Here is a 14,964-nt window from a genome sequence, read left to right on the forward strand (position 1 = left end):
GCGTGATAACTGATTCCCCCGCCACCACCGCGCGCACCCGCGTGGCCATTCTCTTCGGCGGGCGCTCCAGCGAGCATGCCGTGAGCTGCGTGACGGCCGCCGGCGTCCTGGGCGCCATTGACCGGGGGAAGTACGACGTCGTTCCCATCGGCATCGCTAAGAGCGGCCAGTGGGTTTTGGCCGGGCCGGAGATCGAAGGCTGGTCCCTCAAGGACGGTGCCCTGCCGGAGATCAAGGCGGGGGACAAGACGGTGTCGCTGGCCCACCTGGGCGGCGGCCACCAGCTGGTGGTTTCCGCCGCGGCCGAGGTTCCCCAGGAACTGGGCGCCGTTGACGTGGTGTTTCCGCTGCTGCACGGGCCGTGGGGCGAGGATGGCACCATCCAGGGCCTGCTGGAACTCTCCGACACCCGCTATGTGGGTGCGGGGGTGCTGGCGTCGGCCATCGGCATGGACAAGCACTTCATGAAGGTGGTCTTTGAGGCTGCCGGGCTGGCTGTCGGCCCGTACGTCGCCGTGACGGACCGCGAGTGGACCGTCGATCCGGCCAAGGTGCGCGCGCGGGTTGAGGCCTTGGGCTTCCCCGTGTTCGTGAAGCCTGCGCGTGCGGGCTCGTCCATGGGCATCTCCAAGGTGGATTCCGTGGAGGAGCTTGATGCCGCCATTGCCGAGGCACGTGAACACGACCTCAAGCTCGTCATCGAGGCCGGCATCACCGGCCGCGAAATTGAGATCGCCGTCCTCGAGGGCCGGGGGAGCAATGCCCCGCGCGTCTCGCTGCCCGGCGAGATCGCCATGGTCGACGGTGCCCACCACGCCTTCTACGACTTCGAGGCGAAGTACGTCCAGGGCGATGCCGTGGCCCTCAGCTGCCCGGCCGACATGCCGGAGGCGGACGTCGCCCGCATCCAGGAACAGGCCGCCCTGGCCTTTGACGCTGTCGGCGCCGAGGGACTCTCCCGCGTGGACTTCTTCTACACTGCAACCGGCGAGCTCATCATCAACGAGATCAACACGATGCCCGGCTTCACGCCGAGCTCCATGTATCCGCAGATGTGGGAGGCCTCGGGCCTGCCCTACGCGGACCTGATCGACGAGCTGATCCAGCTGGCACTGCACCGCAAGGTCGGCCTCCGCTAAACCCCCTACTGACGCCGCATCAGATATGTACCGTTCTTCCCCGACGCGGCATCAGATAATCCGCTTTTTCCCCCGACGCGGCATCAGATAAGTCCCGTTTCTCGCCGACGCCGCATCGCCGACGGACCTTGACAGGCGGGACGCTGCCATGCCGGCGCCTCAGCCGGAGCCGCGCGGCCGGTTCCCGGTTCCGTGAACGACGGCGCACATCTCTCCCACGCTTTCGAGCGGCTGCGCCTCCTGCATGGGTGGTCTCCGCGTGTCACAAAGTGAACAGCCGGAAAACAGCAGGTTGCATTGTGACATTCACTTCGCGCCAACCACCTGAACTGTTGGTTAACTTCCTTCAATTCCGCGAAAAACAGCCCTTTTCGGGCGGTTCCCTGAACTAGCGTCATCACTGAACGCGGCATCTGCGGATGCCGGAAAAGTTGAAACGTTGAATCAGGCGATCGGAGATGGGCGGCATGCTCGTTGAATCGAAACACGAACCAGGGCAGCTGGCGGCATGGCTTGCTGACGCCGGCCTGGCGCTGCGTCCCTTCATGGGACCGCGCTCCGGCCGCGGCCGGCTGTCCGTCGTGCTGCTCGGTTCCGGCAACGAGCAGGAAGCCGCACTGACCATTGCAACGCTGCTGGACTCCTCGTTCCAGGACTTCCGCGTCGAGCTTCCTGCCGGGATGCTCAAGCAGGGCACCGAGATCGGCCGGTGGCTGGCCGGGGACGACCGGTTCAGCGATGCCTCGGTGTTCGCCAAGCATGTGGCCCAGTCGGAGACGGTGCTGGTGCTTCCGGCGGGGCTCCTGCTGACCAAGTACAGCATCGAGGCCATCTATGAGGCGCTGCAGCAGCCGGGCACCAGTGTTGTCCGCACTGTTGTGCCCGGCAGGCCGCAGGCACTGGAGTTCTGGGATGCCCAGTTCCTGCGCAACGAAGGTTTCGAACAGGCCGAGGCGGCCGCACGCCGGGCCGGCGCCGAGCGGTGGATCGACGGCGCAGCCCTGGGCCTGCACTTTGTCGGCGAGCCGGCACCCAAGGTGTTCTTCCGGCGCGGTGCGGCGGAGCGGCACATCGTGGATGTCAACGTGCTGCCCGGCCCGCCCAAGCAGGGCAGGGGCGGTGCCAAGGGGGCAAGGCACTACGCCCGCGCCATCCTCCGCCGGCTGAAGGCACTCGGCAACCGTGCAGGCGGAACGGCAGCCCGTGGATAGTGTCGTCGTCCCGCTGGGGACCATTGACGCCGCAACAGCCGTGGCATCCCTGGGGCTGGATGCCAACAAGCCGGGGTGGCACAAGCGCGACATCCTGGACGCCGGCCTGGCCCGGGACCTCAGCAACCCGCCCGGCCCCTGGCACCAGGACTATGTTGTCGTCGTCCAAAGCCTGGGCAGGCTCCGCGAAACCCTGCCCCTGTTCTCGGCCGAAGGCCGGGCAAAGCACCTTGCCGTCGTGGTCGAGCAGTCGGACCCCACCCGCCCCTTCCACACGGGCCTCGCCGCAACAGCGGCCGAATCCGTCACACTGGGCACCCTGGACTGGCTTCCGGGAGCAAGGGTCATCGAGGTGGCCTCCGCCGGCTGGCTGGACGTCCACGGGGTCCTGGCCGCTGTGGCTGCCCAGGGCCGGCGCACGCTGCCGCTGGGCGGGCTCCGCCTCGGCGTCGCAGGCAAGGACACTGCTGCCTGGGCCGCCGCCGACCCGCAGGCCCGCTGGGTCTCACCCGACGTCGACATGGACATGGTGGAGCCGGTCGACTCCATGGACGTCATGGCCGGGCCCGCAGAAGGGCCCGCAGAAGGCCTCGCCGCGCAACTGGCACCCGTGGATCCGTTCAACAGCTCACCCGCCGGATTCAAGACATTCCCGGGGCGCAGCACCGCATCGCTGGAGGCCATCGACGGCGGCACCTGGTGGAAGCTGACCGGGCAGGAAACAGCCGGCACCGAGCCGCTCCTGCTGGACACCAGGACCGGCGGCTTCACCGAAATCCACATCGGCGCACTCCGGAACTTCTGGAGCGTGCAGCTGGAAGGTCTTGAGTCACTGACACCCATGGCCTGTGCCAGGGCCCTGTCCCAGCTCGCCGCCTCAGGCGTTCCGCTCACCCTGGGTGCCATCCCGCCACTGGCGGAAGGCCTCCTGGGCACGGAAACCATGGCCGCCCTCCGGGAGAACGCGGGCCCCACAGATTCCGCCACCGACCGCGAAGCGGCCTCCATCGCCACCCGCCGCACCGCGCTGCGCGCCTTCCTGCCGCGCTACCGGGGCGGGGTGCTCCGCCGGGCCGCAGGCCTTGCCGATTCCCTGGACCCGGCCATCTCCGTCCTGCTCGCATCCAAGCGCCCGGCCATGGTGCCGCATGCGCTGGCGCAGGTCGCCCGGCAGAGCTGGACCAACACGGAAACCGTCCTCATCCTCCACGGCGTGGATGAGCTTGGCCCCGAAGGCGACGCCGCCGTTGCCGCCTTCCCCGGGTTGCTCACCGTCGTCCACGCGCCGCAAAGCCTGACCCTGGGCGGCGCACTTAACCTGGGCGCGGGGCAGGCCTCGGGCGAGTACCTCGCCAAGATGGACGACGACGACTGGTACGGCCCGCGGCACCTGGAAGATTTGTTTTTGGCCCGGGAATACTCGGACGCCGTCCTGGTGGGCAGCCCCGTTGAGTTCACCTACCTGGAGGGGCCGGACATCACCACCCGCCGGTCCCATGCGGGGGAGCAGTACACCCGCCACGTGGCAGGGGGAACCATGTTCATCTCCGCCCACGACCTGCGGGCAGCCGGCGGCTGGCGCAACGCCCCCAGGGCCGTGGACCGGGCCCTCCTGGACGCAGTCCTGGCAGCCGGCGGCACCGTCTACCGCAACCACGGACAGAACTACATGATGCACCGGCGCTCCGGCAGCGGCCCCGCCCACACGTGGCAGGCCGACGATTCAGTCTTCCTGCAGGACACCCTCGAGCAGTGGAACGGCTTCCGGCCGGCCCCGCAGATGGACCTGCCGCCACGGGAACCGCTGCAGGAGCGCCGCTCCGCCGGATACCGGAGCTGGTTCTCCGCGGGGCACCATGCCCCGGCCTGACCGGCACCGGCCCGGGAGCGCCACCCACTTGCACACACAACAAACCATTCGGGGCCACGCCGGCTCCAACCATGAATCAGGGAGCACTATAACCATGCGAATCAGCGTCATCGGCACGGGATACCTCGGCGCCACACATGCCGCATGCCTGGCCGAGATGGGTTTTGAGGTCATCGGCATGGACACCGACCCCGCCAAGGTCGCCGCGCTCGCCGAGGGGCGGCTGCCCTTCCACGAGCCGGCGCTGCCGGAACTGCTGCGCAAGCACGTCCAGTCGGGCCGACTGAGGTTCACCACGTCCATGGCCGAGACCGCAGCCTTCGCCAACGTCCACTTCCTGGCCGTGGGCACCCCGCAGGCCAGTGAGGACGGCACGGCCGATGTCTCCCAGATCGACGGCGCCCTCCGCGCCCTGCTGGCCCACGTCGACCAGGACGCCCTGGTCATCGGAAAGTCCACAGTCCCTGTCGGCACCGCACGCCGCCTGGCCTCCATGGCCAAGAAGCTCGCCCGCCCGGGCACCACGGTGGAGCTCGCCTGGAACCCCGAATTCCTCCGCGAGGGCTACGCCGTCAAGGACACACTCGCCCCCGACCGCCTGGTCTTCGGCACGGACAGCGGCACCGGGCTCCCCATCCTCCGCAACGTCTACGCCACGGCCCTGGCCGCCGGCACGCCGCTGGTCGAGACGGACTTTGAAACCGCCGAACTCGTCAAGGTCGCAGCCAACGCCTTCCTCGCCACCAAGATCTCCTTCATCAACGCCTTCGCCGAGATCACCGAGGTGGCGGGCGGGGACATCACAACCCTGGCAGACGCCATCGGCATGGACGAGAGAATCGGGCGCCGCTTCCTCAACGCCGGCGTGGGCTTCGGCGGCGGCTGCCTCCCCAAGGACATCCGCGCGCTCCAAGCCCGCACCCGCGAGCTGGGCCTCGGAAACACCATGGACTTCCTCGCATCGGTCGACGCGCTCAACCTGCGCCGCCGCGACAAGGTCGTGGAACTCGTGGAGCTCGCACTCACGGGGTCCGGGGCCCGGCCCCAGGTGGCCATCCTCGGCGCCAGCTTCAAGCCCGAGAGCGACGATGTCCGCGATTCGCCGGCCCTGGATGTCGCCGCCCGCCTGCATGAACGCGGCTTCGCCGTGTCCGTGTTTGACCCCATCGCCCGCCACAGTGCCGCGCAGCGCCGCCCCGAGCTTGACTACCCGGAAACCATCGAAGGCGCCGTGGCGGGGGCCGACGCCGTCGTCCTCCTGACCGAATGGCGGCAGTTCCGCGAGCTCGTGCCGGGCGACCTTGACGCCCTGGTGCGCCGCCGCAACATCATCGACGGCCGCAATGTGCTGGATGCCGCCCAATGGCTCGACGGCGGATGGAACTTTTGGCAGCTCGGCCGGAAGCCCGCGGATGGTTGCGCGGCCGTGCCCGCTGCCGCCGCCGGGCTGGACGCGCTGGCGGTGCGCGCGTGAAGAATGGAGCCCCGGGACGCCGGCCGGCACTGAGCATCGTCGTCCCGGTCTACAACGTGGCCCCGTGGCTGGACGAATGCCTGAACTCCCTGCGGAGCCAGTCCTTCTCCGACCTTGAGATCGTCGTCGTCAATGACGGCTCCACGGACTCCTCCGGCGCGATTGCCCGCAGGCACGCCCAGGCCGATGCGAGGGTCACGGTCCACGACTTTGCCAACGGCGGGCTCGGGCGGGCCAGGAATCGCGGGCTGGAACTGTGCCGCGGAAGCTACGTCCTGTTCACCGACAGCGACGACCGGGTCCCGTCGGGCGCCGTCGCCGCCATGATGGCGCAGCTGCAGGAGAGCGGCTCCGACCTGGTCACCGGCAGGGCAGTGGACTTCTACACCGACCCCGAGAAGTACTCCGACTACTGGACCACCGTGTCCTCGGTGTTCACCCGCTCCCGTCAGGGCGTGACGCTGGCGGCCCACCCTGAACTGATCCACGACCACACGGTGTGGAACAAGGTCTACTCCCTGGCCTTCCTGCAGGAGCACGGCATCCGCTTCTCCGAAGACACCCTGTGCGAGGACGTCTACTTTTGCGCCCAGGCCTATGCCAAGGCCGTCAGCGTGGACATCGTCAGCGACTACGTCTACGAGCACCGACGCCGCCGCGGCGCCATTTCCAACTCCCTGGGGGACGCCAAGCCCCTCACCGACTGGATGGCCGAGACTCAAAAGGTCCTCGGGCTGCTCACGGACCAGCCCGCTGCCGTCCGGGACGCCTACGTGTCCCGGCTCCTGCGCATCGAGGCCTTTGACCGTGCCCGCTGGGTCGACGCGGGCACGCCGCAGGAAGTCAAGGCTGCCCTTGCGCAGCTGGTTGCCGGGCTGCTGGACCTTGGCTCGGCGGAGGCCGTCCGGGCGGTGCCGCAACGGCATCTGGCCGTGCTGGAGTCACTCCGCCTCGAGGTGCTCAGCGCCTCGCGGCCCCGCATGGAGGCACCGCAGCTGTCCGTGGTGGTGCCCACGCTGAACGTCGAACGCTGGATCGACGACTGCCTCCTCAGCATCCGCCGCCAGGATTTTGCCAATCTTGAGATCATCGTGGTCGACGACGGCAGCGAAGACAAGACCGTCAACGCCATTGCCGAACACCTCCGCGACGATCCGCGCATCCACTACGTGCGGTCCTACGGCGCCGGCGGGGGAACGGCCCGCAACACCGGCACCGACGCCGCCCGCGGCGAGTTCCTGGCCTTTGCCGACGGCGACGACATGGTCCCGCAGGGCGCCTACACCCGCTTCATTGAACAGCTGGAGCGCAGCGGCTCGGACATGGCCGTGGGCGACTACCTGCAGCTGAGCAAGGACGGGGTGTGGCACCCCCACTGGAAGAACAAGCGCTTTTCCGTGCTGCGCGAGGCCATCACCATCGCGCAGTTCCCGGAGCTGGTCATGAACCGCTGCTGCTGGGACAAGATGTTCCGCCGCCAGTTCTGGGACAGGAGCGGCAACTTCTTCCCTGACGCGCGGCGGGCCAACGACATTGCGCCCATGGTCCGCGCCTATGTCGGTGCGGCCTCCCTGGACGTGGTCCCGGGCCCGTCGTACGTGTACCGCAAGCGCCCCGGCAACTCCTCCATGACCGCCAAGGCGTCGAATCCCGCCAGCCTGCAGAACTACCTGGAACAGGAACTTGCCTGCGCCCGCATGGTGCTGGCCACGCACAGCCCTGAACTGGCGCAGGCCTACTTTTCTGCAGTTGCGGAGCGGGACCTGTGGGTGCACCTGAAGGGATTCCTTGCCAGCGGGGGAGCCAGGAACCCCCTGGTGGCCCGGCCGGTGTTTGACGCGGCCGCCTCACTGCTGCGCGTGGTGCCCCGGAGCTACCTCGCGGCGCTGGAGCCCACCAAGAAGCTCGTCTACCAGCTGCTCCTGAGCGGCAACACGGGACCGCTCGCCAACGCGCGGCGGGGCGCCCTGGACATGGAGCGGGGCGGCATCGGGGCACTGTTCCCGTGGAAGGATGCACTGATCGTGTCCGCAGATGAGCACGTGCAGCTGGAACTGCGCCGCCAGGCGTACAGCCGCGGCGTCCTGAACCGCCTCGTCAACGACTGGCCCCGCCTCCCCGAGGACCAGCGGCGCCTCGCCAGGGCCAGGGTCGTGCGCTTCGCCGGCGCCAACATCGGCCGTCTCGGCAGCCTGCACCGGTCGCCGGCCGACAGGGTGCGGTTCACCCTGATTGCCGCAGGCAGCACCGGCGCCATCGGTGCCGTCCAGGCGCTCTCCGGCAAGGGCCACCCCAAGCGCCGGATGTGGCGGATGCTGAACCGGCAGCCGCTGGCCGTGCAGCGCGTCGTCCGCCAGGGCTGGAAAACCGTCCAGCGCGCCGCCCTGGCGGTGTCACCGTGACCGCACCACAGACAGAAAGCACCCCATTGCAACGCAGGATCTTCGTCTTCCCCTACTGGGCAGACAACGCCTTCATCGACATCATGTACATGGCCAGCGCCAGCCGCGGGATCGGCATCGTCAAGACCTATTACCTGGATGACCTCCAGCGGGCCATTGAAAGCGGCAACCCCGGCGACGTGCTCCACATCCACTGGACCACGCGCGTCTGCCAGGAGGCTGCCTCCGAGGAGGACGCGGAACAACGCCTCACCCGGTTTGCAGGCACCCTGGCCCTCGCCAAGGAGCGCGGGGTCCGGATTGTCTGGACCGTGCACAACGCCATGGCCCACGACGCCCGGTACGTGGAGCTGGAGACGCAGCTGTACCGTGTCCTGGCCGAGGCCGCGGACAAGATCCACATCATGAACCCGCAGACGCCGGAGATCGTGCGCGAAACCTTCACCATCGATCCGGCGAAGACCGTGGCCATACCCCACCCCAGCTACCGGGGCTGGTATGACAACAGCCTGAGCCGGAAGTCGGCCCGGGCCTCGCTGCGCCTGCCGCAGGACGCCAAGGCCGTGCTGTTCTTTGGCAACATCAAGCCGTACAAGGGCGTGCTGGAGCTCATTGCGGCCATCAAGTGCCTGCAGGAGATCGACCCCTCCGTGCACCTGCTGCTGGCCGGCCGCGTCTCGGACGCAGACCGGGGCGTCCTGGACGCGGCCCTCTCGTCCGGGGTGAAGCACATCAAGGAGCTGGGCTACATCCCGGCGGAGGACACGCCCCGGTGGTTCAACGCGGCGGACCTGACAGTGCTGCCCTACAAGCGCTCGCTGAACTCCGGCTCCCTGCAGCTGGCGGCCTCCTTCGACCTGCCGGCCCTCGTGCCGGACCAGGCCGAGCTGCGGGCCGTGTATGGCGGCGAGCAGTGGGTGGGCTTCTACGAAGAGGACCGGGAACCGCGCGAGCTCGCCTTCCGCATCGCGGCCTCCCTGGCGGAGGCCCCCCGGCAGCGCCGGGCAGCCTACGAGTTCTCACGCCAGTACCCTCCCTTCGCCATGAGCAACGACTTCGCCGATGCCGTTGCGCAACTCTGAAACCACCTCCGGAAAGGGGCCCGCAGCCATGGTAGTGGACCAGGAAAGCCGCCGCTCACCCTACAAGGGGAGGGAGGCCAAGTCCTTTTGGAAGCAGTCCGTCGCCGGCAGGGCGCCGCACCAGCTGCCCGGCCTGTACAGCAGGAAGTTTGGGATCGCCCCCACCGACGGCATCATGACGGCAGGCAGCTGCTTTGCCCAGCACATCGCCAGGCACCTCCGCGCCGCCGGCTACAACGTCCTGGACACGGAACCGGCCCCGCCGTGGATGTCCGGGGAAACGGCCCAGCGCTACGGCTTCGGCACCTACTCGGCCAGGTTCGGCAACATCTACTATGTCCGCCAGTTCCTCCAGCTCGTCCAGGAAGCCACAGGCCGGCGCACCCCGGCGGACATCGCCTGGGAAAAGGACGGGCGCTACTTTGACGCCCTGCGTCCCGCCGTGGAGCCGCACGGGCTCGAGACTGCCGAGCTGGTCAGCCTGCACCGGGAGCAGCACCTGGCCCGCGTCAGGCAACTGCTGGCCGGCACCAGCGTCCTCGTCTTCACCCTGGGCCTGACGGAGGGCTGGGTGCACACAGCCTCGGGAACGCTCTATCCGACGGCGCCCGGAACCATCGCGGGCGACTACGACCCCGCCACGTACCACTTCCACAACTTCAGCTACGCCGAGGTGCACGCGGACCTCATCGAGCTGCGCCAGCTCCTGCAGCAGCTGTCCCCGGGCCTGAAGATCATCCTGACGGTCTCGCCGGTGTCCCTCGCCGCAACGGCCGGCGGCGAGCACGTGCTGCCGGCCACCGTGTACTCAAAGTCGGTCCTGCGCGCCGCCGCGGGCGCGCTCGCAGGCGAGTTTGCCGACGTCGACTATTTCCCCTCCTACGAGGTCATCACCGGCGCACCATCCGGCAACTCGCTGCTGGATGCCACGCTGCGCAACGTCACGCCGGAGGGCGTGGAAACCGTCATGGGGTACTTCTTCGCGGAACACCCGGTCCATGCAGTGGCGGCGGACCCCGCCCCGGGGCAGCCGGCGGCGCCAAGCGCCGAGGCCGTCCTGTGTGAAGAAGCACTATTGGAGGCATTCGGATCATGAGAATTTGCTTTGTCGGCGACTCGCACCTGGGCCACGTCAAGCCCGCCTGGGACGAACTCGCCCAGGCCCACCCGCAGCTCTCGGTGGACTTCAAGATTGAACGCACCTACGGTGAAAACCCCCTCGTCATCCGGGACTCCGGGCTGGGGGAGCAGGACGTGCCGGCCGTGTTTGAGGACATCAGGCTCGTCTACGGTGAGATCCTGGACTGCGCCCGCTACGAGGTCTTTGTGGTGTTCGGCATGCACTACTCCATGAACACCCTCGCCCGGACCTACCCGCGCTTCTGCAGCGACCACCAGGCCCGGGGTGCCGGCACCTACATGCTCTCCCGTGAGGCATACCAGGCCTCCGCCAACGAGCTGCTGATGAGCCACAAGGCCGGGCGCATCATCCGGGCCCTGCGCGCCCGCACGGACAAGCCGATCGTCTATGTCCAGCAGCCGCTGCCGCTGGAATGGATCGCCGCCCGCAGCGACCTGGACTTCGGCTTCTACCAGGATGTGCTCGGCAATGCCGACGACGCCGGGCTGGCCGCCGTCTACGCCAACTCGCTCGCCCACCTGGACACGCTGGGCGTGCACGTCCGCCCGCAGCCCGCAGCCACCCGGTCGGGCAACATCTTTACCCAGGCCCGGTACGGGCTGGCGGATGCGGCGGACACCTCGCCGGAATCGCTCTACAGCCGCGGCGACTACTACCACATGAACAAGGACTACGGCCTGCTGGCATTGGACGACCTCTTCACCTCGGAAACGGCCGCCCTGTTCCGCCGGCAGTGACCCGGGGCCCCTCCTGCCGCGAGCCGCTAAACTGGGGCGTCGGCCATTCCGCCGGCACAGCACCCCAGACAGGCCATCCAAGGAGCCCTTCCGCCCATGAGCACCGAGCCGTCCACCGCGCAGTCCGCCCCCACCGTGAGCTGGATGCGCGACGGCGCCGAGCACACCGCCCGCTGGTTCTCCGCCGGCGGTGCCGCCGCGCCCAGGAACGTCACCGCCGTGGATGACTCCCTCACCGCCGACGACGCCTACCGCCTCGCCGCGCAGGGCACCGCCATGCTGTGGCAGGGCGACTACCACAACGCCCGCCAGCTGCTCTCGGCCATGGCCCGCCGCCTGCCCGCCTTTTCCAGGCACGACGGCGAGGATGTCGCCAAGGCCTTCTACCGCTACCGCCAGGGGAGGACGCAGCGGGCACGGATGCTCGGGCTGCTGCTGGTCCCGCTGGAGCCCGGCCCTGCAGTCGCCCTGAGAAGGGCGCCGGACGTGGCACAGGCCTGGGCTGCCGCGGCAGGGGACGTCGCGGAGGCAACCGTCACGCCGCTGCAGGATGTCCTCGGCGCCGTCGGCGCCTTTGAGTGGCGCCGCAACGGCGTCTTTGTGGAGGAGCTGGACGCGGTCATCCATCCCCACTACGGCACCTTTGCCCCCATCCGCAGCGAGTACCTGGGACTCGTGGACCGGGCGGAGCTGCCATCCACGGAGCTGGCCTTCGACATCGGCACCGGCACCGGCGTCCTCGCGGCCATCCTGGCCAAGCGCGGGGTCAAGAAGGTCATCGCCACCGACACCGAACCCCGGGCCATTGCATGCGCCCGGGAAAACCTGGCCAGCCTCGGCCTGGACGGCATCGTCGAGCCAACCCTGGTCAGCATGTTCCCGGACGGCAAGGCGCCGCTGATTGTCTGCAACCCGCCGTGGCTGCCCGGCACCGCCAACACGCTTCTGGACAATGCGGTCTACGACCCCAAGAGCCGCATGCTCAAGGCGTTCATTACCGGCCTGCGGGCCCACCTGGCTCACGGGGGAGAGGGCTGGCTGATCATCTCGGACCTGGCCGAGCACCTCGGCCTGCGCTCCCGCGACGAGCTGCTGCAGTGGATCGCCAACGCCGGCCTCGAGGTCAGGGACAAGCTGGACACCGAACCGCGCCACCCGCGCTCGATGGACCGCAGCGACCCCTTCTTCGACGCCCGCTCCCGCGAGGTCACCTCGCTGTGGAAGCTGGCGGCACGGAGTTAGCCAGGCCGTGGTGTGCTCTGTGAAGCAGTGAAGACTGTGATGTAGTTAACGGATCGCCAGATCGTGACCCTGAAATTCTTGGAGTTTGTCGCAGGGCATTGAATTTCAACGAGGAGTTCCCATGGCTGCTGGATATTTGTACCTCACACGAAATGTGGATGACGGCTGGGTCTATGTCGGCCAATCTAGCCGTCTGGATGAGCGGAGTGTTTCAAAATATCTTGGCAGCGGTGACTTGATGTCCCAAGCGATTCAAGAACACGGGGAATCCGCATTCAGGAAAGAGATCCTCGCGTACTACGACGACCAGAACGAACTCGACTATGCCGAAATTCTTGAGATCGCCAGGCTCCGCGCGGGGGGATTTGAGCTGTACAACTCCGGGGTCGGAGGCCCCAGGACAGAATCTCGGTTCATCGGCGCCATGCACTCCGAGTTTGGGGTTTCTCCGGTGGTTTTTCCGGCGTGGTACCGGGTAGTTAGAAGTCATCCTGAAGCGGTAAAAGGACTGCTCAAAGACATCGGTGCACCCTCAACCGAAGAATTCTATTGGGAATTAGAGCGACAACTGCAAGTGACACAAGACCTGAACAGGAAGTGTGCGAAGTGCGGTGCTGGAATCGCCCAAGTCTGTCGAACCAAGACCGGCAAACCGGCACGCAACCACGCTGGACGGTAGCCGCGCGGATGCCAGGAAAATAGTATGGGCCGGGGCCCTTACGTTGTGACGGGCTCAGTTGCTCACAAAAGTGTCGGAAGGCTTCGTGAGCAACTGCTCCCAGTCGTCGAATTCCTGTTCCTGGGCTTTCGGAACCACGGCATCCAACAGATCGTCAACGTCGGTGCTTGGCCAGATCACAGGCAGCCGCCGGTCGAGGGGATCTTTGCCGCCGCGGCGGAGATCTGGGTCAGGGCCGTGTCGGACGGGATCTTGTTCTCGGACAGGATCAGTTCGGTGGCAGGGTTGCGCCCGTACGTCGTGAACGTCCACGAATTGTTCTCCGTCTCCTTCATGACCCAGTCCACGCCGTTGATGGTGACGCACTTGTCTGTCGTCGGACCGGGCACCGTGACACCGCAGCGCAGCACGGCCACGGACGGCTCGCCCCATGCCGCCGTCGCCTGGCTCGTGGTGGTGCGGCGCTTGGCTTCGGCCAGGGAATCCGGCAGGGCCACCATCATGGGTGCGCAGGCCGGGTTGTTGGCATCGGCGGCTGCATCGATCGTCACGGTGGGGGCGCAGGCGGTCAGGACCAGCAGGGCGGCGGCCGCAAAAGGCACAGCAATCCGCCAGGAACGAGAAATCAAAGGCATGCCTAGAAGCTTATCCGGTGAAGCTGGGAACCTCCCGGCCCTGGGGCGGGCAGCGAACACGCTCCGGGCGCGGCCACGCCGAAAAACAAGAAAGCCGTGGACATTCAGCCGCCACGCAGCAATCGTCCAGAAAACCATGGCACCATGAAACATATGACTGATCTCCTCGATGCGGCCGGCCCCGGCGCGCCCGGACACGGCCCGCGACGCCAGAACCGCAGCCAAGAACCCAAAAAGAAGAAGACCGCACGCAACGTCCTCTTCTTTTTTCTTGGCCTCTTCGTCATCGCGGCCTTGGTCGCCACCTTCTTCGTGGCCAAGCTCGCCAGCGACTTCAACAGCGGTGCACAAACCATCACCAAGGAAAAGGTCTTCCCCAAGGAGGACAGCCGCCCGGCACCAGCCTCAACCGGCGCCAAGAACATCCTGCTGCTCGGCAGCGACAGCCGCGGCGACGGCGTGGACATGGCAGAAGGCGGGCAGGCTTCCGACCAGCGCTCCGACACCATGATGTGGGTCCACATCCCGGCCAACCGCAAGAACGTCACCATGATGTCCATCATGCGCGACACCTGGGTTGACATCCCCGGCTTCGGCGAGGCCAAGATCAACGCGGCCATGGCCTACGGCGGCGTCCCGCTCGTGGTCCAGACGCTCGAGGGCATGTTCCAGAACCGCATCGACCACGTCGCCATCGTGGACTTCGAGGGCTTCAAGGCCATCACGGACGCCCTGGGCGGCGTCACGGTCCCGGTCACCGTGCCGTTCACCACATCGCACGGCAACCACACCTTCGCAGCGGGCCCGCAGAAGATGAACGGAGACCAGGCGCTCGCCTTTGTCCGCGAACGTTACTCCTTCGCCGACGGCGACTACCAGCGCGTACGCAACCAGCAGCTCTTCCTCAAGGCAGTCATGAACACCGTGCTGACCCCGGCGACGCTGACCAATCCCATGAAAATCAGCGAGTTGGTCGGCCAGGTCTCCCCGTACATTTCCGTGGATGAGAGCCTGGATGCAGGAACCCTCGGCGCCCTCGCGCTGAGCCTTCGTGACGTCCGCAGCGCAAATGTGATCTCTTTCACGCTGCCAAATCTTGGCACCGGAACCAGTGCGGACGGCCAGTCCATTGTTATCAAGGACGATGCCGCCGTGCAGGGCATCGCAGATGCACTCACCAAAGATTCGCTCGTGTCATACCTCTCCCAAAACGGTCTCGGCTGATCCCTCCTTCCCGGAAGCGGCCGTGGAAATATGCGATAATAACGTGTTCGGACTTCGCGGTTTGATAGATTCTCGCTGCTGACAGTCCAACGCTCGTACTTTCTGCGGCCACGTCGTGGCCGGGGTGT

General features: G+C 67.2%; 13 protein-coding genes. 11 read left to right on the top strand and 2 right to left on the bottom strand.

What is annotated here, in order from left to right:
- Nucleotides 1-2: 2 nt before the first annotated feature.
- The 10 genes from JOF48_RS14180 (at nucleotide 3) to JOF48_RS14225 (ending at nucleotide 12,977) form a co-directional block, all read left to right on the top strand.
- Complete coding sequence (locus tag JOF48_RS14180) at nucleotides 3-1,139, top strand: D-alanine--D-alanine ligase family protein (RefSeq protein ID WP_209681684.1); 1,137 nt, start codon at nucleotides 3-5, stop codon at nucleotides 1,137-1,139.
- Nucleotides 1,140-1,606: 467 nt separating this feature from the next.
- On the top strand, nucleotides 1,607-2,350 hold the full coding sequence (locus JOF48_RS14185; protein WP_209681686.1) for a hypothetical protein: 744 nt from the start codon (nucleotides 1,607-1,609) through the stop codon (nucleotides 2,348-2,350).
- Nucleotides 2,322-4,220: a glycosyltransferase gene (locus tag JOF48_RS20035; protein WP_209681688.1), complete on the top strand. Its 1,899-nt coding sequence runs from the start codon at nucleotides 2,322-2,324 to the stop codon at nucleotides 4,218-4,220. Before JOF48_RS14185 ends, JOF48_RS20035 begins: the two co-directional genes overlap by 29 nt.
- Nucleotides 4,221-4,314: 94 nt before the next feature.
- Nucleotides 4,315-5,694: a UDP-glucose dehydrogenase family protein gene (locus JOF48_RS14195; RefSeq protein ID WP_209681689.1), complete on the top strand. Its 1,380-nt coding sequence runs from the start codon at nucleotides 4,315-4,317 to the stop codon at nucleotides 5,692-5,694.
- Nucleotides 5,691-8,096, top strand: coding sequence for a glycosyltransferase family 2 protein (locus JOF48_RS14200; RefSeq protein ID WP_209681691.1), 2,406 nt, complete (start codon nucleotides 5,691-5,693; stop codon nucleotides 8,094-8,096). The genes JOF48_RS14195 and JOF48_RS14200 overlap by 4 nt, the downstream gene beginning before the upstream one ends.
- Nucleotides 8,093-9,178, top strand: a complete 1,086-nt coding sequence (locus tag JOF48_RS20040; protein WP_209681693.1) for a glycosyltransferase — start codon at nucleotides 8,093-8,095, stop codon at nucleotides 9,176-9,178. Before JOF48_RS14200 ends, JOF48_RS20040 begins: the two co-directional genes overlap by 4 nt.
- A gap of 28 nt (nucleotides 9,179-9,206) precedes the next feature.
- A complete protein-coding gene (locus tag JOF48_RS14210) occupies nucleotides 9,207-10,274 on the top strand; it encodes a GSCFA domain-containing protein (RefSeq protein ID WP_209681695.1) in 1,068 nt (355 codons plus the stop codon).
- Nucleotides 10,271-11,056 carry a hypothetical protein gene (locus JOF48_RS14215; protein ID WP_209681697.1) on the top strand — a complete coding sequence of 262 codons (786 nt, stop codon included), beginning with the start codon at nucleotides 10,271-10,273 and terminating at the stop codon, nucleotides 11,054-11,056. Before JOF48_RS14210 ends, JOF48_RS14215 begins: the two co-directional genes overlap by 4 nt.
- 96 nt (nucleotides 11,057-11,152) lie before the next feature.
- Entirely contained in the window at nucleotides 11,153-12,298 is a 1,146-nt protein-coding gene (locus JOF48_RS14220) for a methyltransferase (protein ID WP_209681698.1), read from the top strand.
- 121 nt (nucleotides 12,299-12,419) lie between these two features.
- Nucleotides 12,420-12,977, top strand: coding sequence for a GIY-YIG nuclease family protein (locus JOF48_RS14225; RefSeq protein WP_209681700.1), 558 nt, complete (start codon nucleotides 12,420-12,422; stop codon nucleotides 12,975-12,977).
- 54 nt (nucleotides 12,978-13,031) lie between these two features.
- On the opposite strand, the gene JOF48_RS19895 is transcribed toward JOF48_RS14225, so the two are convergent.
- Entirely contained in the window at nucleotides 13,032-13,157 is a 126-nt protein-coding gene (locus JOF48_RS19895; RefSeq protein WP_281067984.1) for a hypothetical protein, read from the bottom strand.
- Nucleotides 13,154-13,612 carry a DUF3515 family protein gene (locus JOF48_RS14230; protein WP_209681701.1) on the bottom strand — a complete coding sequence of 153 codons (459 nt, stop codon included), beginning with the start codon at nucleotides 13,610-13,612 and terminating at the stop codon, nucleotides 13,154-13,156. The genes JOF48_RS19895 and JOF48_RS14230 overlap by 4 nt, the downstream gene beginning before the upstream one ends.
- A 153-nt stretch (nucleotides 13,613-13,765) precedes the next feature.
- Between JOF48_RS14230 and JOF48_RS14235 the strand changes: the two genes are divergently transcribed.
- Complete coding sequence (locus JOF48_RS14235) at nucleotides 13,766-14,836, top strand: LCP family protein (RefSeq protein ID WP_209681702.1); 1,071 nt, start codon at nucleotides 13,766-13,768, stop codon at nucleotides 14,834-14,836.
- Nucleotides 14,837-14,964 lie beyond the last annotated feature (128 nt).

This window comes from Arthrobacter stackebrandtii, assembly GCF_017876675.1.
Classification (GTDB): Bacteria; Actinomycetota; Actinomycetes; order Actinomycetales; family Micrococcaceae; genus Specibacter; species Specibacter stackebrandtii.

What these genes read in the sequence shown, in the direction of transcription:
- JOF48_RS14185 (WP_209681686.1), top strand. Translation starts at nt 1,607, where the DNA reads ATGCTCGTTGAATCGAAACACGAACCAGGGCAGCTGGCGGCATGGCTT.
- JOF48_RS14195 (WP_209681689.1), top strand. Translation starts at nt 4,315, where the DNA reads ATGCGAATCAGCGTCATCGGCACGGGATACCTCGGCGCCACACATGCC.
- JOF48_RS14210 (WP_209681695.1), top strand. Translation starts at nt 9,207, where the DNA reads ATGGTAGTGGACCAGGAAAGCCGCCGCTCACCCTACAAGGGGAGGGAG.
- JOF48_RS14215 (WP_209681697.1), top strand. Translation starts at nt 10,271, where the DNA reads ATGAGAATTTGCTTTGTCGGCGACTCGCACCTGGGCCACGTCAAGCCC.
- JOF48_RS14220 (WP_209681698.1), top strand. Translation starts at nt 11,153, where the DNA reads ATGAGCACCGAGCCGTCCACCGCGCAGTCCGCCCCCACCGTGAGCTGG.
- JOF48_RS14225 (WP_209681700.1), top strand. Translation starts at nt 12,420, where the DNA reads ATGGCTGCTGGATATTTGTACCTCACACGAAATGTGGATGACGGCTGG.
- JOF48_RS14230 (WP_209681701.1), bottom strand. Translation starts at nt 13,612, where the DNA reads ATGCCTTTGATTTCTCGTTCCTGGCGGATTGCTGTGCCTTTTGCGGCC.
- JOF48_RS14235 (WP_209681702.1), top strand. Translation starts at nt 13,766, where the DNA reads ATGACTGATCTCCTCGATGCGGCCGGCCCCGGCGCGCCCGGACACGGC.